This is a genomic window from Chryseobacterium candidae, from assembly GCF_004916905.1.
GTDB lineage: Bacteria > Bacteroidota > Bacteroidia > Flavobacteriales > Weeksellaceae > Chryseobacterium > Chryseobacterium candidae.
Genome location: NZ_SDLV01000020.1, coordinates 21,989 through 43,384 on the forward strand (window position 1 = coordinate 21,989; position 21,396 = coordinate 43,384).

The following is a 21,396-nucleotide window of genomic DNA, read 5'->3' on the forward strand; positions in this document are numbered from 1 at the left end:
ATGAAAAAGAATGTATTAAAAATTACAGCGGTTTTAGGTTTAACAACAGTTTTACTTAACTCTTGCGGACCAAAGGAGAACACTCCGCTGGTATATTTCCCGGACATGTATTTTCCGGTAGCTTATGATCCGTTGATGAAAGCTCAGGATGCTTATTCAGATCATGAAAATGAAATTCCTGCTTTTGTTAAAAATAATGGTGCAACAGGTCTTTCTCCGGTAGAAGGATCAGTTGCTCAAAATAAAGATGGAGTTTTTGAAGAAAGCTTATTACCTAAAAATGTTGATGAGTACAATGCAGGGTATGAAGCATCTAAAAAACTTACAGTATCTCCTTTGAATCCGGCTAACGCAGCGAAAGATCTTGAAAGAGGAAAAATATTGTTTGATCATACTTGTGCTGCATGCCATGGAACAGGAGGTGATGGACAAGGACCTATCGTTCAAAGTGGGGCATTCTCCGGGGTACCTAACTATGCTGACAGAGAAATTACTGTAGGATCTGTTCATTATGTATTAACAAACGGTAGAAATTCCATGGGATCTTATGCTGGACAATTGAACGCAGGAGACAGATGGAGAGTAGCAATGTATGTGATGAGTGCTTTCAAAAAAGGAGCAGCAGCACCGGCAGCAGCTACAGCGGCGGCACCAGCAACAACTGAAACGACTACCGAAACTAAAAAATAAGAAAAGAAATGTATAGTTTTTCACCAAAATTAAAATCAACTTCTATAATACTTCTTGTTGTAGGTTTAGTTCTTTTCGGTATTGGTTTCTTTTTGAACAAAGGAATTTCTACTGAGAAAATAGAACAAATGATGGAAGCTGTTCATGCTTCCGGTCATACCGCTCCTACACACTCAAGTGAAATGGTTGGACCTCAGGATCACGCGGCTCACCTTGAGCATGCTACCATGCAGGTACACAACCAGCCTTTAGCAGCAATACATTTTGTAGCTGTATTTTTCTTTGGAGTAAGCTGCTGCGTATTATTCTTCTATTCTATTCAGCACGCTGCACACGCAGGATGGCCAATCATCATTACAAGAGTAATGGAAGCTATTGCTTCTTATATTCCTTATGGTGGTGCAATCCTGGTAATCCTGATGATCTTAAACATCACTCATAATGGTCACTTATTCCACTGGATGGACCCTGCTTTAACAGATCCTGAAAATCCACACTTTGATGTGATCTTATTCGAGAAGAAAAAATTCTTAAATATTCCTTTCTATGCAGTAAGAACTTTAATCTATGTGATTGGTGCTTCTTTCTTCGCTTGGAAATTAAAAGCTCAGTCTAAAAAAGTAGATGAAACGAAGTCTAAAGTAGAGTATCAAATGCTTTACAGATGGGCAGTAGGATATATTGCATTCTTCGGATTTGCTTCTGCAGCTTGGGCTTGGGACTGGTTGATGTCTATTGACCCTCACTGGTATTCTACAATGTATATCTGGTATTCAATGGTTAGCTGCCTTTCAAGTGGTATCGCTGTAATCATTCTATTAAGTGTTTATCTTAAGAAAAATGGTTTCTTACCACAGTTCAATGACAACCACTTACACGATTTAGGAGTATTCCTTTTCGCTACAAGTATGCTTTGGACATATACATGGTTCGCTCAGTTCATGCTTTACTGGTATGCCAACGTTCCGGAAGAGGTTAACTACTTCTTCGGTAGATTCCAGCACTACTCTCCTACTTTCTTACCGATGTTGATCATCAACTTCTTATTACCACTATTGGTATTAGTAAGCAGCAGCATCAAGAGAAACTACAAAGTAGTTACTACAATGGCAGTAGTGGTGATCTTAGGACACATCTTAGATTACTTCAACATGGTAATGCCGGGAACGGTAGGACCATACTGGAACACTCCTGAAGTATTCCTGTTAATCCTTGGAGCCATCTTATTCGTAGCCGGATTATTTATGTTTACTGTACTTTCAGCTTTATCTAAACTGAAGTTGATCCCTACAGGAAACCCATTCTTACACGAATCTGAAATTTATGAGTATCCTTTCTAAGGACTTGTAACAAAATAAAATGATAAAAGACTGATTGTTAAAACGATCAGTCTTTTTTTATGCATACAAAACAACAGATATTTATGCACCTCTATGATGGGATCAAAAACTTAACAACACATTACTATGAAAACAAAACTTTTCATTTACTCATTCTTCCTTTTTTTATATAGTTTTATTTCTGCTCAGACAATCACTTTTGTTTCTGAAAAAAGTAATACTCCCCTTCCCAGAGTTTCAGTGTTTGGGAAAGATGGAACCATTGTAGCGTATTCTGATATTGAAGGTAAGATTGACAAACAGTTACTCTCGTCTTCTCAGGAAAAGTTTCAGCTTGTCTACAATAATTTTCCGGTTGCCACTTTATCTTACTCAGACTTTGATCAATCCGTTATAAAAATCAATGATCAGGTAAAAGAGATTGAAACCATAGTCATCAAAAATAATAAGCCTGCCAGGTATATTTTTATCAAAGGAAATTTTAATGCTTATGTAACGGTAAATAATAAGCTTAACAGCTATGCCGATGGAATTGTAACCTACATCTTTGACAATAAAACAAAAAAACTGAAAAGTACCAATGTGGAACAGTACAGAGTTTTCAGACTAACGGACTCTAAAAACGAGAAGAAAGAAACTTCATCATGGGATTATGGAAATTCTCTACAGATTCCCAAACTAAAAAATGTGGGAAATCCGGAAGAATATAAAACAAAAAGAAATACCATCAGAGAATTGAAAAGCGATCATAAGGATCAGATTGAGGTAACCGGCGGAGCACTTCAGGAAAAAGAGTTTTCATTTTTCGGATATAAATTTTATGATATCAGAACCATTTTGAATATGTCCTTTGAAAAGGGATCAGAAAAGACGCTGAAAGATTTCCAGGAATACAATGAACTTGTTTTTGTTAAACTAAAACATAAAAGCGAACCCGAATACAATCAGATTGCACTTTACACTAATTTCTATCCTACGGAACTCAGCTTCAATAATGACAACGATATTGAAAAGGTAAAATTCAATAAAGATAACAGCAGTTATCAGACATCTTACTGGAAGGATTCTTCATTCCCCAATATGCAGACCATCTTCAGTAATTTTTTCAAAGGAGACTTAAAAGAACAACCCAACAAAAAGTAAAAATATAGGATTATGACTTCCGTGATCAAGAAATAAAACAAGCCATAAAACATAAAGTGAAAATAAAATCCAGTATTAATAAAGGTTTTATTAAATTTGCAACAAACCAAATAAAAATGAAAAAGTTTTCTTTTCTACTTGTTTTCAGTCTGTTGCTTTTTACAGCATGTAAGAAAGATCATGTAGATGCTACGAATACTAAAACGCTGCAGTCAAGTATCAATGATATGACTTCCAGTTTACCTACCATTAAGCAGATTAAGTTTAATGAAGCTCTTTATATCCTTAAAACATTTGGAGTAGAGGCAGATGGTGATATCAATGAGCTAAAAGCCCTTGGAAAACTGATTAATGGGAAGAAAGTTCCTGAAATCATGTCTTTGGCTGACGAAGTTGCACAGAAAAACGGAATAGAATGGGCCAGTACTGCCCCGCCATCACTGGGAGAAATGAATATCTTCGGGGATGATAAAGCTAAAGAAAGCGATCCTAATGATGTAAAAGCAGGATCATTAAGCCTTGTGACAAGACCTACAGGAGATGACGGAACTGGAGCGCCTACGGCCATTCAGATTGTTCCAAGACTTGTAGATGCAGCCGGAAATCCGGTATCTTTCACAGGAGCCGGCCTTGAAGCCACTCTTGAAGTCTTCAGCAATGGTGTAAGATTGGCTACAGCTAAAAACCTGATGCAGGATAATAACTTTAAAGGATTCAATTTAAAGTTTTCATCTATTCCTGCTTCAAAAGTGGTAGATAATAAAATTGACATCACAGTTTCCGTAAAAACTACGGCAAAAACTTTCAAAATGTCAAAAATCGGACTTGATGTGAATGCAGCAGCTCTGAAAGTTCCGGCCATTCCAAAAACGGATTCTACAGCGGTAACAGAACAGCCAAGCGCAGTGGTGGATCCAAACAATCCTACAGCACCTTCCGGAACAACTACAGATCCTGCAACAGCTACTCCTGCAACACCAGCTGCACCCAAACAGCCTACTGCAGATCCTAAGAATACTGTAAGCAAGTTCCTGAACAGTGTAAGTTCTCAGAATTTAAAAGCCGCATACGAAACAGCCAGCAATCCAAGCTGGGGAAGCTATGAATCTTTCTCAAATCCTACTTCAGGTTTTGGATCTGTAAAAAATGTAAGTGTAAAAAACATTACAACAAGTGGAGCTAATGCTAATAGTGCCAGCGTAAATGCTACTTATGATGTAACGGATAAAAGCGGGAAGACAACTTCTTTAAAAGTAACTTTCGGACTTAAAAATGTAAATGGAGACTGGAAAATTTCCAGCTATAAAATCAATTAATAAATGGCTTCAGCAGAACTGATCAAAAGATTAGAAGAAACAATTGAAAATATCCCCGATTTTCCGATCCCGGGAATACAGTTTAAGGATATTTCACCCATCTTTCTAAACCCAAAACTTTATGAAGATGTTATTGCAGATCTTGCTGCTTTCAGTAAAGGGAAAATAGATGCAGTCTGCGGAATAGAAAGCCGCGGTTACCTTTTTGGGATCGCAATTGCTGTAGCATTGGAAGTACCTTTCGTCTTAATCAGAAAAGCCGGAAAGCTTCCTCCGCCTGTCATTTCAGAAAAATATGATCTGGAATATGGAAGTGCCATAATTGAAACCCGTGAAGGACAGATAAAACCCGGACAAAGAATTTTAATCCATGATGATCTCTTAGCAACGGGAGGAACTACTGAAGCAGCAGCAAAATTGATAGAAAAGCAGGGAGCAATTGTCTCACAGTTTAGTTTTCTTATCGGTTTGCAAGGTTTGAATGGTGACGAAAAACTGAAAAGATTCGGTGCAGAAATTTACCATATTTTAGGGTATTAAGATTCAATATATATGCTTCGACTCCGCTCAGCATGACAACGCTAATCATTTACTGTGAGATTAAACCAGGGAATATTAAAAGTGTCATGCTGAGCGGAGTCGAAGCGTTTTTTATAAGAATTTACATTATTTGTTTAAATAAAATCAACAATATAAACAAAGTATTTTGTAAATCTCTCAGAAACAATTAAATTTGCATTTCAATTTTTAAAAACTTATGGCAAAATTGGGAAAGAGTGCTCAGCATGAGCAAGAAGGTAAAGAAACGGTTGAGTTCTTTAAAGACCTTGACAGAGAAGCTTTAAACACTGAAAGATTTGTTGAAAAATATTCAAAACCACTGGGTTTAATATTCGGAGCATTGATTTTGGGAGTTTTAGGATTCTTTGCTTATAAGCAATTTGTGATTGCTCCAAAGAACACTGAAGCTGTAAAAAGTTTCCTTGCTGCTCAAAAAAATCTTACAGAAGGTAAAGATAAAGATGCTTTAGGTGGAAAGTCTGCTGCTAATCCTGGCTTTATAGGAACAGCCAACGAGTATTCTTCTACTGAAATTGGTAAACTTTCTGCTTACAATGCCGGTTTATTAAAATTCAAAGAAGGAAAATTTCAGGAAGCATATGATCTTTTGGATAAATTTTCTTCCAAAAACAAAACTCTGATGGCAATGAAATATGGAGCTATGGCTGATGCAAAATCAGGTCTTAACAAAAACGACGAAGCTCTATCTTTATTAGACCAGGCCGCATCAGCATCTGATGATCCTTATACAACTTATTATTTTACAAGAAAAGCAGGTATTCTTGCTTTAGGATTAAAGAAAAATGCAGAAGCTAAAAAATACTTCTCTGCAATTGATGAGAAATATCAGGACTACGACAACGGAATGTCTGATTCTTATATCGAAATGACTAAATATTATTAAAAAATGGCAACAGTTAATCTTTCCGATTACAAGCCACTTCATATAACTAATGCCGAAGATTTTTCTATCGGCATTGTTTTTTCTGAGTGGAATGATTTTGTAACGTACAATCTTCGTGATGCAGCTTTGGAAATCCTTGAAAAAGAAGGAGTAAAAACAGAAAACATCAAACTTTTCCCTGTACCAGGAGCTTTTGAATTAAGCTATGCAAGCATGCAGCTTTGCAAAGAGAGAAAATATGATGCAGTAATCTCTATCGGATGTGTAATCCGGGGGGAAACACCACACTTCGACTATGTATGTTCTGCAGTAGCACAGGGAATCAAAGACTGTAACATCATGACTGATACTCCCACAATCTTCTGTGTATTAACTGATGACACCAAAGAACAATCTGTCGCAAGAAGCGGCGGTGATCTTGGAAACAAAGGCGTAGAAGCAGCCGTTACAGCGCTAAGAATGATTGATTTCAAAAAAAAATTATCTGATAAAAAAGGAAATATCGGTTTTGGACACTCTTAACTGCTTATCCACTTTGACAATATAATGGACTATTTTTTAATAGTCCTTTTTTATTAGTAGATAAATAATTCTAAAATCTTACTAATAACAAGGATGTTTTTCTTTTTTTCAGTCAAAAGTTCTCTACAAAAACTATCTTTGTGAAAATTAATAAAGACGGTCAAGACATGTTTTTAAAAAAAATAAAACCCTTCCTGTATTTAGGAATTTTTTATCTTATTATTTCTTTGATAATAAGAGCAGTATTCTTTTTTCATCCAATTACTACCGCTAGTTTCGGATTTTTCGAAGTTGTAAAAGTTTTGCTGATAGGTCTGGTGAATGACGTTTTCGTCTTCATATTGGCCAGCTCTATTCTTGCCCTTTACTTCCTCTTTCTTTCGGATTCAAAATATAAAAAGCCTTACGGTTATACTATTCTGGGGGCGCTGGTTCTATTCTTCCTTTATATCTGGCTTGTTCCGAATAATATTTTCAAGCAGTATGGAGGTTCTGTTATGGAGATCGCTCTTGTTTTTGTAGGAATAAAGACGCTTTTCTTCGGATTGATGCTGTTTCTTCCTACACAAAGAATTAAAATCCGTAACACCCTATATTTCATCACATTACTATTATATGTTCTGCTGATCATTTTCAACGGAGTAAGTGAATATTTCTTCTATAATGAATTTGGAGTACGTTATAATTTTATTGCAGTAGATTATCTTATTTATACGAATGAGGTGATTGGGAATATTATGGAAAGTTATCCGGTTATTCCGCTGTTTTCAGCCATTATGATCGTTACCCTTGCCATCACCTGGTTTATTTATAAGAAAACAAAAAATGAACTGCTGGAACTTCCTGATTTTAAACAAAAAATGGTGCTGCTGGGCAGTTATATGGTACTTTGTGCGTTGAGTGCACTGGCAATACCTTCTTTGATGCAAATCAGATCCGACAATGTTTTTGCAGACGAAATTGAAGCCAACGGACTTCCCAAGTTCTACTGGGCATTTACCCATAATGAGCTGGATTATTTCCAGTTTTACTCTCAGATTAACCAGCAGCAGGCTGAAAAGAATTTCTTAAGCCAGTATCCACAACAGACTTTATCAAGGACTGTTGTTGCTGCACAGCCTGAAGTAAAGAAAAACGTAGTATTGATCTCCATTGAAAGTCTTTCTGCAGATTTCATGGAACACTATGGTAATACCCAAAAAATTACTCCTTTTCTGGATAGCCTTGCTGATAAATCACTGATGTTTACCAATCTTTATGCAACCGGAAACAGAACTGTACGCGGACTGGAAGCTTTGACATTATGTATTCCTCCTACAGCAGGAGAAAGTATCATCAAGAGAGATGATAATAAGAATAAGTTCACCACCGGGAGTGTTTTCAAGTCTAAAGGATATGATGTCAAATTTTTATATGGTGGATACAGCTATTTCGATAATATGCAGGACTTCTTTGGAGGAAACGGCTATGGTATTGTAGACAGAAATAATTTTAAACCAGAAGAAATCACTTTTGCCAATGTTTGGGGTGTTGCTGATGAAGATATGGCCAGAAAAGCTATTCAGGTGATGAATGCTGAAGCAAAATCCGGAAAACCATTTTTTAATCACTGGATGACGGTTTCCAATCACAGACCGTTTACTTATCCTGACGGAAGAATTGATATTCCCGGAACAGCAAAATCCCGTGAAGGCGGTGTAAAATATACTGATTACTCGCTTAAATTGTTCTTCGATATGGCTAAGAAACAAGACTGGTATAAAAACACAGTTTTTGTCATCATTGCAGACCACTGTGCATCCAGTGCCGGAAAAACAGAACTTCCTATGGATAAATACAGAATTCCTGTCATGGTATTTTCTGAAGGATTTATTCAGCCTCAGAAATTCAATGCCTTGATGTCTCAGATAGACGTAATGCCTACCGTTTTGGGGCTATTAAACTTCAGCTATCAGTCTAAATTCCTGGGCCAGGATGTATTCAAACCCGAATTCCAGCCTAAAGCTTATGTGGCAACCTATCAGGATCTTGGATTTATCAAAGGGGAACGTTTGACCATTATTTCGCCGGTAAAAAAGGTAAAACAATATTCTTTAGAACTGGAAAAAAGTGATCTGAAACCGGAGTTTAAACTGTACTACGACGAGAAATTATTAAAAAATCCAGATCAGAAACTGGTAGATGATGCGATATCAGCTTATCAGTCTACCTCTTACTGGCTAAAGACAAAACAACTCAACAGATAAATATCTAGGTATTTTCGCTTATAATCTGGCGTAAAATATTTAAATTAACCCATAAATTTATTAGTATGAAATGGACAGACGACAGAGGCGGAAACGTTGATGACCGCCGTGGTTCAGGAGGCGGAGGAGGCGGTATGATTGTTGGAGGCGGACTAGGAACTTTAATTATAGCAGCCATCGTATTCTTTTTGGGAGGTGATCCGTCCGGTATTTTGAATTCCGGCAGCATGCAGCCTTCAGGAAACTCTGGAGAACAAAGAGAACTTACAGCCAGCGAAAAACAAGTTGGAGAAATGGTTGATATGATGGCCAAATGGAATATTCTTACCTGGGATCAGATTTTTAAAGAAAATGGAATGACTTACAGTGCTCCTCAGGTAGTTCTTTTCGAAAATACAACTTCTTCAGCATGTGGTACTGCTCAATCTGCTATGGGACCATTCTATTGCCCTGCCGATCAGAAAGTTTATATGGATATGAGTTTCTTCGGTGAGCTTCAGCAAAAATTCGGAGCTAAAGTAACGGAATTTACGGTGGCTTATGTTCTTGCGCATGAAGTAGGACACCATGTTCAGACGCTTCTGGGAACTACTCAGAAAGTAGATGCGTTAAGAAGAAGCGGAAGATATTCCGAAGAACAGATGAACAGAGTATCCGTTGCTACAGAATTACAGGCTGATTTCTATGCCGGAGTATGGGCAAAAAGAACCAATGACAGCAAACACATTCTTGAACCGGGAGATATTGAATCTGCCATAGATGCCGCAGAAGCAGTGGGCGATGATAATATTCAGAAAAGAGCACAGGGATATGTAAATCAGGAAAGCTTTACCCATGGATCTTCAGCTCAGCGTAAAGAATGGTTCATGAAAGGCTACAACACCGGAGATATCAGGCAGGGAGATACTTTCAACCAATTATTGAAATAATTTTATCAGATTTATTGATTATATAAAACAAAAATGTGGTCTCATGTGAGACCGCATTTTTTATTACAATTCGATGGGATTAGAATTTTTTCTGGCTTCTTCTTTCACCCTTTCTTCCATTCTTTTTCTCATATCAGCAGGATTCTGATTTCCGCCACCGCCTCCAGGGCCTCTTCCTCCTCCGCCTATTCTCATCGGAGCACTGATACCTCCTGCACTCAGACTCATGAATGACATGGGATCAGTTTTAAACTTTTGCTGCTGCTTTACATAATCTGTTCTTTTTACCTTTAGCGTATTTCCAAACTGATTCAAAGTTGGAAATTCTGCAATTTTATAATTTTTCATTAAATCGAAAGAGTAATCTCCTTTGTCATCCTCTACTTTTACAATAAGTCCTGGAAGTCCTCCGAACTTATAAGGTCCATCCTGATAAGGAAGATCTGTGGTAAACCATGCCGTCCATTTTCTTCCTCCAAAATCGGTTTCTGCTTTCTGAACTTTATAGTCACCTATTTTCCTTGTCTCTGACTCTATTTTCCAGTTCAAAGGCCGATCTTCTTCGTAGGAGTAAATATCACGTCCGATTCTGTCTTTAAAATAGGTCTTTTGATTTGTTTTATCTTTTTCAATGGAATAGCTGATATTGGTTCTAAGACTTTCCATCTGGTCTCTGTTGATGCTTGCTCTTCCGCCTCCGCCCTGAAATGCCTTTTGCATGATAGAGTCTCTTTTGATTCTGTTTTCAGAATAAAACACTGATTTTTCCGGAGAAATATCCAGATAAGCATTTTCCGTTTTGATATCTGTTTTATTTTCCGCATCTGGCTTCATAGTGACCTGATACACAAACCTGTTTGTCTGTGCAGAAACATTCTGTATGAAGAGTGCCAACGCGATAATACCTAATTTTTTCATTTATATTTTTTATTTTTTTGAATTTAAAAAGAGAACTGTATAAAATGATGATTTCTATTTTTTATAGATCGAAAATACGATTCAAGGTTAAATCCGTAACGAAATCTTCACATTGAAAGACTGGATTTATCTTTTTTTAACATAATTTATGCCCCAGAAAATTGCTATTAATATCAGAATCATTAAAATAGATATCTTCGATTTGAGATTGCGGAAATTAGTTTGTATTTTTGCATCATTAAATCATTCTAAATAAATACAATGATAAAAGTATCAGACTATGCAAAGGAGAAAGCCATCCAGTTGATGACGGAAGATGGTTTTAACCCTGCTGAAGATTATATAAGAGTAGGGGTGAAAAGCGGCGGATGCTCTGGTTTAGAGTATGTTTTAAAGTTTGATAACCAAAAAACAGAAACAGATCAGATTTTTGAAGATAATAACATAAAAATTATTATAGATAAGAAATCCATCCTTTATTTAGCAGGAACAACTCTTGAGTATTCAGGAGGGTTGAACGGAAAAGGGTTTGTTTTTAACAACCCGAATGCATCCAGAACATGTGGATGTGGGGAATCATTTAGTCTTTAGTGAAAAGACATTAGATCCTAGATTTCAGACCTCAGAGCTATTCTGAATTCTGAAATCTATAATCTGAAATCTAAAAAAAAATAATGAGTAAATATACAGAAGACGATTTAAGAGTCGATCTAGAAAATAAAAAATATGAATTCGGTTGGGAAACGAAGATTGATTATGAAGACTTCCCGATTGGTTTAAATGAGGATATCATCCGTGCCATTTCTGCTAAAAAAGAAGAGCCGGAATGGATGACTGAATGGCGATTGGAATCTTTCAAAATCTGGCAGAAGATGGTAGAGCCTGAATGGGCAAACATCAAGTATGAAAAACCAGATTTCCAAGCAATCCGCTACTACGCTGCTCCTAAAGTAAAGCCTGAGCTGGCAAGTCTTGACGAGGTAGATCCTGAGTTGTTGAAGACATTCGCAAAGCTAGGGATTAATATCGAAGAGCAAAAAAGACTTTCCGGAGTTGCTGTAGACATCGTAATGGACTCTATTTCTGTGAAAACTACATTCCAGGATACATTGGCAGAAAAAGGAATTATTTTCTGTTCAATCTCTGAAGCTATTAAAAATCATCCTGATCTGGTAAGAAAATATCTTGGAAAAGTAGTTCCAAGGGGAGATAACTTTTATGCCGCTTTGAATTCCGCAGTATTTTCTGACGGAAGTTTCTGTTATATTCCTAAAGGGGTAAAATGTCCTATGGAACTTTCCACTTATTTCCGTATCAACCAGGCAGGAACAGGACAGTTTGAAAGAACGCTTCTTGTAGCTGATGAGGGAAGTTATGTTTCTTATCTTGAAGGATGTACGGCTCCATCAAGAGATGAAAACCAGCTTCACGCAGCCGTTGTAGAGCTTATTGCTTTAGATAATGCTGAGATCAAATATTCAACAGTGCAGAACTGGTATCCTGGTAATGAAGAAGGAAAAGGCGGGGTATTCAACTTTGTAACGAAAAGAGGACTTTGCGAAAAAAATGCAAAAATCTCATGGACACAGGTGGAAACAGGCTCAGCAGTGACATGGAAGTATCCGTCTTGTATCCTTAAAGGAGACAATTCTATCGGAGAATTCTACTCTATTGCGGTAACCAATAACCACCAGTATGCAGATACAGGAACAAAAATGATCCACATTGGTAAAAACACCAAATCTACGATTATTTCAAAAGGTATTTCTGCCGGGAAATCTCAAAACTCCTACAGAGGACAGGTGAAAGTAATGCCTTCTGCAAAAGGAGCAAGAAACTTCTCACAATGCGATTCTCTGTTGATGGGTAATGAATGTGGTGCTCATACTTTCCCTTATATTGAAATCAAAGATCCCACGGCACAGTTGGAACACGAGGCAACGACTTCAAAAATCGGGGAAGACCAGATTTTTTACTGCAACCAGAGAGGTATTGATACAGAAAGAGCAATTGCTCTGATAGTAAATGGCTTCAGTAAAGAAGTTTTAAATAAACTTCCGATGGAGTTCGCTATTGAGGCACAGAAATTATTGGAAATTTCACTGGAAGGTTCAGTGGGATAATAGAAAAAATGATTTTTATGAAGAGGTTTTTATTAGCATTTTTTGGATTTATTTCCTTAAGTTTTTCTGCTCAGGAAAATAAAGGGTTTCAGTTATCAAGTCATATTCTTGATATTTCGCAGGGAAAACCTGCCGGAAGTGTGGTCATAGAACTGGAGAAATATAATGAAACAAACAGACAGTGGGTTTCTATAGGTAAAAAGCAAACTGATAATAATGGCAGGGTTTCAGATTTTTTACCGTATCAAAAAGCTGGTAACAACGGAAAATACAAACTTGTATTCTTCATAGAAGATTATTATAAACATAAAAATATAGAAAGCTTCTATCCGTCTATTGAGGTAATATTCCAGATAAAAGATAACGAGCATTATCATGTTCCAATCACATTATCACCATTTGGATATTCCACATACAGGGGAAGCTAATACAATTATAAAAAAGCAAAAGTTAGCAAGAATGTTACAAATTAAAGACCTTCACGCCAAAATTGAAGATGGCGCAGAAATATTAAAAGGGATTAATCTTGAAATAAAGCCGGGCGAAGTTCACGCAATCATGGGACCCAACGGAGCTGGTAAATCTACCCTTTCCTCTGTAATCGCTGGAAAAGAAGATTATGAGGTAACTGGTGGAGAGATTCTTTTCGAAGGACAAGACATCAGTGAAGAAGCTCCAGAAGATAGAGCTCACAAAGGGATTTTCCTTTCTTTCCAGTATCCAGTGGAAATTCCGGGAGTTTCTGTAACGAACTTTATCAAAGCTGCTTTGAACGAGACAAGAAAAGCAAACGGACTGGAAGAAATGCCGGCAAAAGAAATGCTTGCATTAATCCGTGAAAAATCTGAAAAATTAGGAATCAAAAAAGATTTTCTTTCAAGATCATTGAACGAAGGATTCTCCGGAGGTGAAAAGAAAAGAAATGAAATTTTCCAGATGATGATGCTTAATCCTAAACTGGCTATTCTTGATGAAACTGACTCAGGATTGGATATTGACGCCTTAAGAATCGTGGCAGATGGGGTAAATCACTTTAAAAATGAAGGGAATGCAGTTCTTTTGATTACGCACTATCAGAGATTGCTAAACTATATTCAGCCTGATTTTGTTCACGTTTTAGCAGATGGAAAAATCATCAAAACAGGAGATAAGTCTTTAGCATTAGAACTTGAAGAAAAAGGTTACGACTGGCTTTTAAATTAAGAAGGAAGTATAGTATTTCAGAGATTAAATGTATAGCGCCCATTTATGAAGTGCAGCAAAATATGAATCTCTAAAGTAAAATTTGGATTCCTATCACTCGGAATAACAATATTTTAGTTCAAAAAAAAGAAAAAATGGTGCAAACCACAGATATACCAGTAATGGCATTAAAAGAACAAATTATAGAGAACCACAATGAATTTTTGGAGAGTCTTCGTCACAGATTTCTGGATGATGACAGAAAAATAGCACTTCAGAGATTTGCAAACCTTGGTTTTCCGACAAAAAAAGACGAAGAATATAAATATACCAATCTAAAGGAAATCACGGAAAAAAGCTACAACTTCTTTCCGAAAGAGAACCACAATATCACTAAAGAGCAGTTTGATGAACTGCACCTTGGAGAAGAAAATTTTGATTGGATTGTTTTTGTAAACGGTAAACTTCACAAAGAACTTTCTAAAGTTTCTATTGAGAATGCAGAGTTCCTTTCATTCAATTATGCATTGAATGATGACAAGCACAAAGAGGTTTTTGAACAATATTTCAATACTATTGCTTCCAAAGAACAGGCTTTTACGAACTTAAACCTTGCTTACTGCAAATACGGATTCTTCCTGAAAGTTCCTAAAAATGTAGTGATTGAAAAGCCAATACACGTTTTTTATATCTCTCAGAACCAGGAGGAAAATACATTCTACAATACCAGAAACCTTTTGATCGTAGAAGAAGGAGCCAAACTAGAGGTCATTGAAAGCCACCACAATTTTGACAGCACTTATGTATTAACCAACTCTGTAACAGAGATCTTTACATACCCGAACGCAAAAGCAGACTGGCACAAACTTCAAAATGACAACAATACAACTTACCTGATTGATAATACGTTTGCAAGACAGGAAAAAGACAGTTTAACCACCGTAAATACATTCTCTTTCGGAGGTAAACTGGTAAGAAATAACCTTGATTTTATTCATAATGGATCTAATGTCAATTCATTCATGAACGGAATCACCATTATCGGGAAAGATCAGCTGGTAGACCACCATACGGCAGTTCACCATAACTTCCCGAACTGTGAAAGTTATCAGAACTACAAAGGAATCTTTGATGGGAATGCTCACGGAGTTTTCAACGGAAAAGTTTTTGTAGACAAAATTGCTCAGAAGACCAACGCTTACCAACAGAATAACAACGTATTGCTAAGCGAAGGGGCAAGTATTGATACAAAACCTCAGTTAGAGATCTTTGCTGATGATGTAAAATGTTCTCACGGTTGTACAGTAGGCCAATTGAATGAAGATGCTTTATTCTATCTGAGAGCAAGAGGAATCTCTAAAAAAGAAGCACAGGCATTACTTTTATATGCTTTCGCTAATGATGCAATGCAAAACATTGATATAGAACCTCTAAAAGATAAAATTTCAAAACTTTTAGCTGAGAAATTAGGAGTTGATATAGAATTTTAAAACTTATATATTGATACACAAAAGCACTTCAAAATGAAGTGCTTTTTTAATGTATTTCAGATTTTTTCTATCTTATTTTTTCAACCAGCTTTGGTTATCTTTATTTTCTGAACGCTTCTTACCGTTATCAAAATTGTAGGCCAAACCTACTCCTAATGTCTGTTTCAACTGTGTTTTCCATATCTGGTTATGATCGTACAAAAGGTCAAGGGTAACGTTGGTAGAAATATATTTATTGATTTTCATACTTAAAACTCCACTATACCCAAGAACAAGCCTGTCCGGATGATCAAGATAGTTGGAGAATACAGAAGCCGTATTCAGCAAGGTGATATTCTCCATAATCTTCAGCTTATACATAGCTGTTCCCAGAAAACCGAATTGGAAAAGAGAAGAATCTCCATCATTTTTAAGACCATAAGTTCCTGCTTTCTGAAGATCTTCGTCTAAAACAAAAGTCCATCTGGCATTCGCCGGGCGTAAAGTCACTGTAAAGTTGTCATTGGGACGATAAGTAACCCCAGCCCCTACGCTCAGGTATCCGGGAGCCATAAAATTGGAAATCTTTTTGGCATCAGGATTATTTCCATCTTCATATCCCGGTGCAAACTGAGTCTGAAGCCCAGCACCAGCTGAGAGATACCAATGCTTGGCAAATTCTCTACCATAGTTTGTAGATAGGTTAATAACATCCTGAGTCTTTCTTACTCCAGTTCCCTGCGTGTTATTTTGTCCGTAACCCAGGATAATTATATTTTCCCAGAGATCTTTCCCTTTTTCATAGGTGAGGTTATAATTAACACCGGCAAGCCAGCCCACATTGTTGGCTCCCCCGCCTACCCAGTTTGAAAAGGCAGCCTGATTGAGCATTAAGGTATTTTGCCCCTGAATAGACCAGGCTTTAACGGTATCTGATGCCGGAGCATCTGTTTTAGTCTCTTGGGCAAGCGCTAAAGCACCAAGAGAAATAGAACTGATTAATAAAAGTTTTTTCATAAATGACGATTTATTACAAATGTATAAATAATAATCTATGCCATTATAAAATTCACTTTAAATTGAATTTAACATAATTTATTTAAAAACAGCAACGAACTGAAAATAAGACAATTAAATATAAATATTTTATCTCATAAACTTAAAGCAACTTAAAATTACAGTATTGTAAAAACAAAAAAAACACCTCATTTATGAAGTGCTTTTCCTGTTTAAGTATTTTATTCTACATCATTTTTTGATCCACCACTGGCTGTCTTTACGGTCGGAGCGTTTCACCCCATTATCCAGCGTATAAGCGAAACCGATTCCAAGAGTTTGTTTTAACTGCGTTTTTTCTATCTGATTATGATCGTAGAGCAAATCTACTGTCACATTGGATGAGATATATTTGTTTACTTTCAGGTTCAGTAAAGCTCCATAAGCAAGAACCAATCTATCCGGACGGTCGAGGTAATTCGAGAAAACAGAAGCTGTATTGGTTAAGTAAATATCTTCCATTATTTTCAGTTTATATATTGCCGTTCCCAGGAAACCGAATTGCAGTAAGGAGGTATCACCGTCATTTTTTAACCCATAACTTCCAGCCGTCTGAAGATCTTTATCCAATACAAAAGTCCATCTGGCGTTGATAGGACGTAAAGTGACAGTCAGATCATCATTCGGTCTGTATGTGATACCCATACCGACATTCAGATAACCTGGCGTCATAAAATTTGATATTTTCTTCGCCTCAGGATTATTTCCATCTTCATACCCTGCTGCAAACTGTGACTGTAAACCAGCTCCTGAAGAGAAATACCAGCTTTTTGAAAACTTCCTCCCATAATTGGTAGAAACATTGATCACATCCTGGGTTTTTCTTATTCCTAACCCTTTTGTGTCATTCTGCCCATAACCCAGTATAATAATATTCTCCCAAAGATCTTTGTCTTTTTCATAGGTTATATTGTAATTGACACCGGCAAGCCATCCTACGTTGTTGGCACCACCTCCTACCCAGTTTGAAAAGGCAGCCTGGTTAATCATTAATGTATTTTTTCCCATTACTGACCAGTATTTTACAGTGTCTGCAACTACGGAATCTTTTTTCAATTCTTCTTGTGCACTTGCATTTATTCCTATAAAACAGGAAAGAATCAATAAAAACTTCTTCATTACTCTAAATAATTTTCAATGCAAAAATATTAATATAATTTTTTTTAAGGTAAATCTGGCTTTAAAAGAATCTGATTTCAATAAAGTTTAATCACCTCATAACAAGATATTTCTATAAAATCAATGCCAAAATAATAAGTTCAACAGTTAAATTTAATACCTTTTGTCTTAAAATCAGCTCGGTAGAAACTTATTCATCGCCAAATTTTCCGAAATTTATCATTGGCTTTTGATTTGACGTAAAATCCACATGTTCAAAAATGTAATTTCCAAAAGAGCGGTTATATACCCATTGCTAATGCTTTCAGCGATGTGGTTCGGATATTTTTTACAAATGCAGGGCTTTTTTCAAAGCTGTTTTGGAGCCATTATTCCTCTCTTGCCCGAGGGATTATTTGGCATAGTTACATCTCCCCTCTTACATGGAAACATCGATCATATTATAGGAAACTCTATCCCGATAGCGGCACTTATGTTTTTATTATATCAGTTTTACCCTGTGGTAGCCAATAAAGTTTTTATTATCGGCTGGCTGGCAACGGGGCTTTTGGTATGGCTGCTTCCTCCAATTGACATTCTCACTGGCGAATATATGTACACTTGTACCATCGGAGCCAGCGGTGTGGTATATGTTCTTGCTTTTTTCCTTTTCTTCAGCGGGGTATTCAAATGGAATACAAAACTTCTTACTATTTCAATGCTTGTAGTGCTTTATTATGGCAGCTTGGTTTGGGGAATGCTTCCGGAAGAACTGTTTTATAATATGCAGGAACCGAGTAAAATTTCATGGCAGGCCCATCTTTCCGGAGCTGTAGTAGGCAGTATTATTGCGTTTGCTTTTAAAAACGTAGGAGAAAAGAAGAAAAAATTTATCTGGGAGTTTCCGAATTATTATAGCGAAAAAGATGATAAATTGTGGCAGGAATATAAGGAAAATCATCCTGAGGATTTTATGGAACTTCCCTACAAGAAAAAAGATGATATCTGGGATCATCTGGAGGAATTGAGAAAAAGATAAAACTTAATTTACTACATTTGAAGAAAAACACACATGATTTCCGAAGAATACTTATATTCAATCGCCCTTCGTGAGTGCAGCCAGATTGGCGACATTCATTTTCATAAGCTTGTCCGTACATTCGGAAGTGCTCAGGATGCCTGGAAAAGAGCAAAAAAAGAATATAAAAAACTGGAAGGAATAGGACAAAGAACGGTTTCAGACATTGGAAATAAGGCTCATTTGGAATTTGCAGAAGAAGAATTGGATTTTTGCGAAAAAAATAATATTCAAATAAGGCTCAGACACCTTCAAGAAACCCCATCCCTGCTTAATGAATGTAATGACGCACCGGCTATTCTTTATCAAAAAGGAAATATTGATGAGGCACAACCAAAAGTAAGTATTGTAGGAACCCGTAATATGACAACTTATGGGAAGCAGTTCATTGAAGACTTTTTTGAAGCAACACAATCTTCAGAATATACATCTGTAAGTGGTCTCGCTTTAGGCATCGACAAAGAAGTTCACGAACAGTCTATTCGTCACCGGAAACCTACCATTGCGGTTCTTGCACATGGTTTCAGGTATTTATATCCGGCAAAAAACAGAAAACTTTCTGAAAAAATTTTACAGGAAGGAGGCGTATTAATAACAGAGTTCAGCTCTGCAAGAAAACCAGACCGGGAAAACTTCATCCAAAGAAACAGAATTGTGGCAGGAATATCTCCGGCAACTATTGTAGTGGAAACCGGTTTTGGAGGAGGCTCTGTAAGCACAGCTGCCTTCGCTAATGATTATAACCGTGATGTTTTTGCGCTGCCTGGAAAAATTACGGACAGCTGCAGTCAGGGATGTAATCAGTTGATATTCCATAATAAAGCAACAGCCATTTCTACCTTAAAAGATCTTATCGGACTTCTCGGATTAAATGGTCCCAAAGAAAAAATGGAAGAGTTATTTCCTTATTGCGAGACTACTTTACAATTATCTGGCAATCAAAACTTAATATATCAATCTATTAAAGACCAGCCTCAGATTTCATTAGATGATCTGGCCCAGAGAATTGATCTTGCCACTCACAAAATTTTACCAATAATTTTGGAATTGGAACTTTTAGGGAAAGTAAAATCATTTTCCGGGAGACAATTCATCGCCATTTAAGATTTAATGATTTCTTAATACTGCATTATTTCACACATAACATTTCATTTTTAACAAAATTTGAACGCAAATTATTAATTTAATAATATTACGGAACATTATTATTTAATTTTTAACAATGTTAAAATATAGTGTTGTGAATCTTGAAAAAAAAATTAAATTTGTTGACAATAATATTCAACCTTAATATATGGAACAATATAATATTGACCAGAAAATCCAAGAGTTTATTGCAAAAATTGAAGCAAAAAATCCTAACGAACCGGAATTTTTACAGGCTGTAAAAGAAGTTGCCGTAACCGTAATTCCATTCATTGCTACTAAAAAAGAATATACCGGAATGAAGCTGCTTGAAAGAATGGCTGAAGCTGAAAGAATTATTATTTTCAGAGTTCCATGGGTTGATGACAAAGGAGAAATTCAGGTTAACAGAGGTTTCAGAATTCAAATGAACTCTGCTATTGGACCATACAAAGGAGGAATCCGTTTCCATCCTACTGTAAACTTATCCGTTCTTAAATTCTTAGCTTTTGAACAAGTATTCAAAAACTCTTTGACAACTCTTCCAATGGGAGGTGGTAAAGGAGGTTCAGATTTCGATCCACAAGGAAAATCTGATATGGAAGTAATGCGTTTCTGCCAGGCTTTCATGACAGAATTGTGCAAGCACATCGGTCCTGAAACAGATGTACCTGCGGGGGACATCGGTGTTGGAGCAAGAGAAATCGGATATTTATTCGGACAGTATAAAAAAATCAGAAACGAGTTTACCGGAGTTCTTACAGGAAAAGGTCTTGCTTACGGAGGTTCATTAATCCGTCCTGAAGCTACAGGATACGGTGTAGTATACTTCGCAGAGCAGATGCTTAAAACGATCGGACAAAATTTCCAGGATAAAATTGTAACGGTATCAGGTTTCGGAAACGTAGCGTGGGGAGTGATCAAAAAAGCAACTGAATTAGGCGCTAAAGTAGTAACGATCTCTGGACCAGATGGATACATCTATGATAAAGATGGTATCAGCGGAGAAAAGATCGATTATTTATTAGAGCTTAGATCTTCCGGAAACAACAGAGCGGAAGACTATGCTAAAAAATATCCTTCTGCTGAATTCCATGCTGGAAAACGTCCTTGGGATGTGAAGTGTGACGTTGCCTTCCCTTCTGCAACTCAAAACGAATTAGATCTAGATGATGCAAGAAAATTAGTTGAAAACGGATGTGTTTGTGTGACTGAAGCTGCGAACATGCCTTCCACACTTGATGCTATCAACTATTTCTTAGATAATAAAGTATTATTCTCTCCTGGTAAAGCTTCCAACGCTGGAGGTGTTGCAACATCAGGATTAGAAATGACTCAGAACTCTATCCGTCTTAACTGGACTTCCGAAGAAGTTGATGCAAGATTAAAGGAAATCATGATCGGTATCCACAAAGCTTGTAGAGACTACGGAAAAGACGAAGACGGTTATGTAAACTATGTAAAAGGTGCAAATATTGCCGGCTTCGTAAAAGTAGCAGAAGCAATGTTGGCTCAAGGAGTTGTGTAACAAAAAAAACAAAGGTTGGGAAAAACTCCCGACCTTTTTTGATATAGCCTGTTCCCGGGATAATGGGAAAAAAGTAAAAAGTGAAAGGAGAAAGCGCTGCTATATGCAGCGCTTTTTTTATTTTTATTGTCCCGTCCTAAAATAAGTTGACACTTAATCAACTTATAT

The 21,396-nt window shown here is 36.7% G+C and carries 20 protein-coding genes; 17 read left to right on the plus strand and 3 right to left on the minus strand.

Going from position 1 to position 21,396, the window contains the following annotated elements:
• The 9 genes from EK417_RS11035 (at position 1) to ypfJ (ending at position 9,651) form a co-directional block, all read left to right on the plus strand.
• Positions 1-690: a c-type cytochrome gene (locus tag EK417_RS11035; RefSeq protein WP_076596468.1), complete on the plus strand. Its 690-nt coding sequence runs from the start codon at positions 1-3 to the stop codon at positions 688-690.
• 8 nt (positions 691-698) lie between these two features.
• Positions 699-2,030 (plus strand): quinol:cytochrome C oxidoreductase, encoded by a 1,332-nt coding sequence (locus EK417_RS11040; protein ID WP_076596469.1) that lies wholly within the window; start codon positions 699-701, stop codon positions 2,028-2,030.
• A 126-nt stretch (positions 2,031-2,156) separates the two neighbouring features.
• Positions 2,157-3,173, plus strand: coding sequence for a hypothetical protein (locus EK417_RS11045; RefSeq protein WP_136522188.1), 1,017 nt, complete (start codon positions 2,157-2,159; stop codon positions 3,171-3,173).
• A gap of 116 nt (positions 3,174-3,289) precedes the next feature.
• On the plus strand, positions 3,290-4,489 hold the full coding sequence (locus EK417_RS11050; protein WP_076596471.1) for an NTF2-like N-terminal transpeptidase: 1,200 nt from the start codon (positions 3,290-3,292) through the stop codon (positions 4,487-4,489).
• A 3-nt stretch (positions 4,490-4,492) separates the two neighbouring features.
• A complete protein-coding gene (locus tag EK417_RS11055; protein WP_110366575.1) occupies positions 4,493-5,029 on the plus strand; it encodes an adenine phosphoribosyltransferase in 537 nt (178 codons plus the stop codon).
• 217 nt (positions 5,030-5,246) lie between these two features.
• A complete protein-coding gene (locus tag EK417_RS11060) occupies positions 5,247-5,954 on the plus strand; it encodes a YfgM family protein (RefSeq protein WP_076596473.1) in 708 nt (235 codons plus the stop codon).
• Positions 5,955-5,957: 3 nt separating this feature from the next.
• Positions 5,958-6,476: a 6,7-dimethyl-8-ribityllumazine synthase gene (ribH, locus tag EK417_RS11065; RefSeq protein ID WP_076596474.1), complete on the plus strand. Its 519-nt coding sequence runs from the start codon at positions 5,958-5,960 to the stop codon at positions 6,474-6,476.
• 167 nt (positions 6,477-6,643) lie between these two features.
• Positions 6,644-8,722 (plus strand): LTA synthase family protein, encoded by a 2,079-nt coding sequence (locus EK417_RS11070; protein ID WP_136522194.1) that lies wholly within the window; start codon positions 6,644-6,646, stop codon positions 8,720-8,722.
• A 65-nt stretch (positions 8,723-8,787) separates the two neighbouring features.
• Positions 8,788-9,651 (plus strand): KPN_02809 family neutral zinc metallopeptidase, encoded by an 864-nt coding sequence (ypfJ, locus tag EK417_RS11075; RefSeq protein WP_136522189.1) that lies wholly within the window; start codon positions 8,788-8,790, stop codon positions 9,649-9,651.
• 63 nt (positions 9,652-9,714) lie between these two features.
• Here the strand turns inward: ypfJ and EK417_RS11080 are convergent, their stop codons facing one another.
• Positions 9,715-10,569 (minus strand): GLPGLI family protein, encoded by an 855-nt coding sequence (locus EK417_RS11080; RefSeq protein ID WP_136522190.1) that lies wholly within the window; start codon positions 10,567-10,569, stop codon positions 9,715-9,717.
• Positions 10,570-10,830: 261 nt separating this feature from the next.
• Between EK417_RS11080 and EK417_RS11085 the strand changes: the two genes are divergently transcribed.
• From EK417_RS11085 to sufD, 5 genes are all read left to right on the plus strand, one after another.
• Complete coding sequence (locus EK417_RS11085) at positions 10,831-11,160, plus strand: HesB/IscA family protein (protein WP_076596478.1); 330 nt, start codon at positions 10,831-10,833, stop codon at positions 11,158-11,160.
• Positions 11,161-11,243: 83 nt separating this feature from the next.
• Positions 11,244-12,692, plus strand: coding sequence for a Fe-S cluster assembly protein SufB (sufB, locus tag EK417_RS11090; protein ID WP_136522191.1), 1,449 nt, complete (start codon positions 11,244-11,246; stop codon positions 12,690-12,692).
• Positions 12,693-12,709: 17 nt separating this feature from the next.
• Positions 12,710-13,120 (plus strand): hydroxyisourate hydrolase, encoded by a 411-nt coding sequence (uraH, locus tag EK417_RS11095; RefSeq protein WP_076596517.1) that lies wholly within the window; start codon positions 12,710-12,712, stop codon positions 13,118-13,120.
• A gap of 31 nt (positions 13,121-13,151) precedes the next feature.
• Positions 13,152-13,895, plus strand: a complete 744-nt coding sequence (sufC, locus tag EK417_RS11100; protein ID WP_034691829.1) for a Fe-S cluster assembly ATPase SufC — start codon at positions 13,152-13,154, stop codon at positions 13,893-13,895.
• Positions 13,896-14,056: 161 nt separating this feature from the next.
• Entirely contained in the window at positions 14,057-15,364 is a 1,308-nt protein-coding gene (gene sufD / locus EK417_RS11105) for a Fe-S cluster assembly protein SufD (RefSeq protein WP_136522195.1), read from the plus strand.
• Between the two features lie 72 nt (positions 15,365-15,436).
• Here the strand turns inward: sufD and EK417_RS11110 are convergent, their stop codons facing one another.
• Both EK417_RS11110 and EK417_RS11115 read right to left on the minus strand, forming a co-directional pair.
• Positions 15,437-16,360 carry a DUF3078 domain-containing protein gene (locus EK417_RS11110; protein WP_076596480.1) on the minus strand — a complete coding sequence of 308 codons (924 nt, stop codon included), beginning with the start codon at positions 16,358-16,360 and terminating at the stop codon, positions 15,437-15,439.
• Between the two features lie 231 nt (positions 16,361-16,591).
• Positions 16,592-17,518: a DUF3078 domain-containing protein gene (locus EK417_RS11115; RefSeq protein WP_136522192.1), complete on the minus strand. Its 927-nt coding sequence runs from the start codon at positions 17,516-17,518 to the stop codon at positions 16,592-16,594.
• Between the two features lie 250 nt (positions 17,519-17,768).
• Here EK417_RS11115 and EK417_RS11120 point away from each other — a divergent pair, with 250 nt between their 5' ends.
• The 3 genes from EK417_RS11120 to gdhA all read left to right on the plus strand — a co-directional run bounded on the left by EK417_RS11120 (position 17,769) and on the right by gdhA (position 21,228).
• Entirely contained in the window at positions 17,769-18,536 is a 768-nt protein-coding gene (locus EK417_RS11120) for a rhomboid family intramembrane serine protease (protein WP_076596482.1), read from the plus strand.
• A 33-nt stretch (positions 18,537-18,569) separates the two neighbouring features.
• Entirely contained in the window at positions 18,570-19,679 is a 1,110-nt protein-coding gene (gene dprA, locus EK417_RS11125) for a DNA-processing protein DprA (RefSeq protein WP_110366581.1), read from the plus strand.
• Positions 19,680-19,869: 190 nt separating this feature from the next.
• A complete protein-coding gene (gene gdhA / locus EK417_RS11130) occupies positions 19,870-21,228 on the plus strand; it encodes an NADP-specific glutamate dehydrogenase (RefSeq protein WP_079243812.1) in 1,359 nt (452 codons plus the stop codon).
• Positions 21,229-21,396 lie beyond the last annotated feature (168 nt).

What these genes read in the sequence shown, in the direction of transcription:
- EK417_RS11035 (WP_076596468.1), top strand. Translation starts at nt 1, where the DNA reads ATGAAAAAGAATGTATTAAAAATTACAGCGGTTTTAGGTTTAACAACA.
- EK417_RS11040 (WP_076596469.1), top strand. Translation starts at nt 699, where the DNA reads ATGTATAGTTTTTCACCAAAATTAAAATCAACTTCTATAATACTTCTT.
- EK417_RS11045 (WP_136522188.1), top strand. Translation starts at nt 2,157, where the DNA reads ATGAAAACAAAACTTTTCATTTACTCATTCTTCCTTTTTTTATATAGT.
- EK417_RS11050 (WP_076596471.1), top strand. Translation starts at nt 3,290, where the DNA reads ATGAAAAAGTTTTCTTTTCTACTTGTTTTCAGTCTGTTGCTTTTTACA.
- EK417_RS11055 (WP_110366575.1), top strand. Translation starts at nt 4,493, where the DNA reads ATGGCTTCAGCAGAACTGATCAAAAGATTAGAAGAAACAATTGAAAAT.
- EK417_RS11060 (WP_076596473.1), top strand. Translation starts at nt 5,247, where the DNA reads ATGGCAAAATTGGGAAAGAGTGCTCAGCATGAGCAAGAAGGTAAAGAA.
- ribH (WP_076596474.1), top strand. Translation starts at nt 5,958, where the DNA reads ATGGCAACAGTTAATCTTTCCGATTACAAGCCACTTCATATAACTAAT.
- EK417_RS11070 (WP_136522194.1), top strand. Translation starts at nt 6,644, where the DNA reads ATGTTTTTAAAAAAAATAAAACCCTTCCTGTATTTAGGAATTTTTTAT.
- ypfJ (WP_136522189.1), top strand. Translation starts at nt 8,788, where the DNA reads ATGAAATGGACAGACGACAGAGGCGGAAACGTTGATGACCGCCGTGGT.
- EK417_RS11080 (WP_136522190.1), bottom strand. Translation starts at nt 10,569, where the DNA reads ATGAAAAAATTAGGTATTATCGCGTTGGCACTCTTCATACAGAATGTT.
- EK417_RS11085 (WP_076596478.1), top strand. Translation starts at nt 10,831, where the DNA reads ATGATAAAAGTATCAGACTATGCAAAGGAGAAAGCCATCCAGTTGATG.
- sufB (WP_136522191.1), top strand. Translation starts at nt 11,244, where the DNA reads ATGAGTAAATATACAGAAGACGATTTAAGAGTCGATCTAGAAAATAAA.
- uraH (WP_076596517.1), top strand. Translation starts at nt 12,710, where the DNA reads ATGAAGAGGTTTTTATTAGCATTTTTTGGATTTATTTCCTTAAGTTTT.
- sufC (WP_034691829.1), top strand. Translation starts at nt 13,152, where the DNA reads ATGTTACAAATTAAAGACCTTCACGCCAAAATTGAAGATGGCGCAGAA.
- sufD (WP_136522195.1), top strand. Translation starts at nt 14,057, where the DNA reads ATGGCATTAAAAGAACAAATTATAGAGAACCACAATGAATTTTTGGAG.
- EK417_RS11110 (WP_076596480.1), bottom strand. Translation starts at nt 16,360, where the DNA reads ATGAAAAAACTTTTATTAATCAGTTCTATTTCTCTTGGTGCTTTAGCG.
- EK417_RS11115 (WP_136522192.1), bottom strand. Translation starts at nt 17,518, where the DNA reads ATGAAGAAGTTTTTATTGATTCTTTCCTGTTTTATAGGAATAAATGCA.
- EK417_RS11120 (WP_076596482.1), top strand. Translation starts at nt 17,769, where the DNA reads ATGTTCAAAAATGTAATTTCCAAAAGAGCGGTTATATACCCATTGCTA.
- dprA (WP_110366581.1), top strand. Translation starts at nt 18,570, where the DNA reads ATGATTTCCGAAGAATACTTATATTCAATCGCCCTTCGTGAGTGCAGC.
- gdhA (WP_079243812.1), top strand. Translation starts at nt 19,870, where the DNA reads ATGGAACAATATAATATTGACCAGAAAATCCAAGAGTTTATTGCAAAA.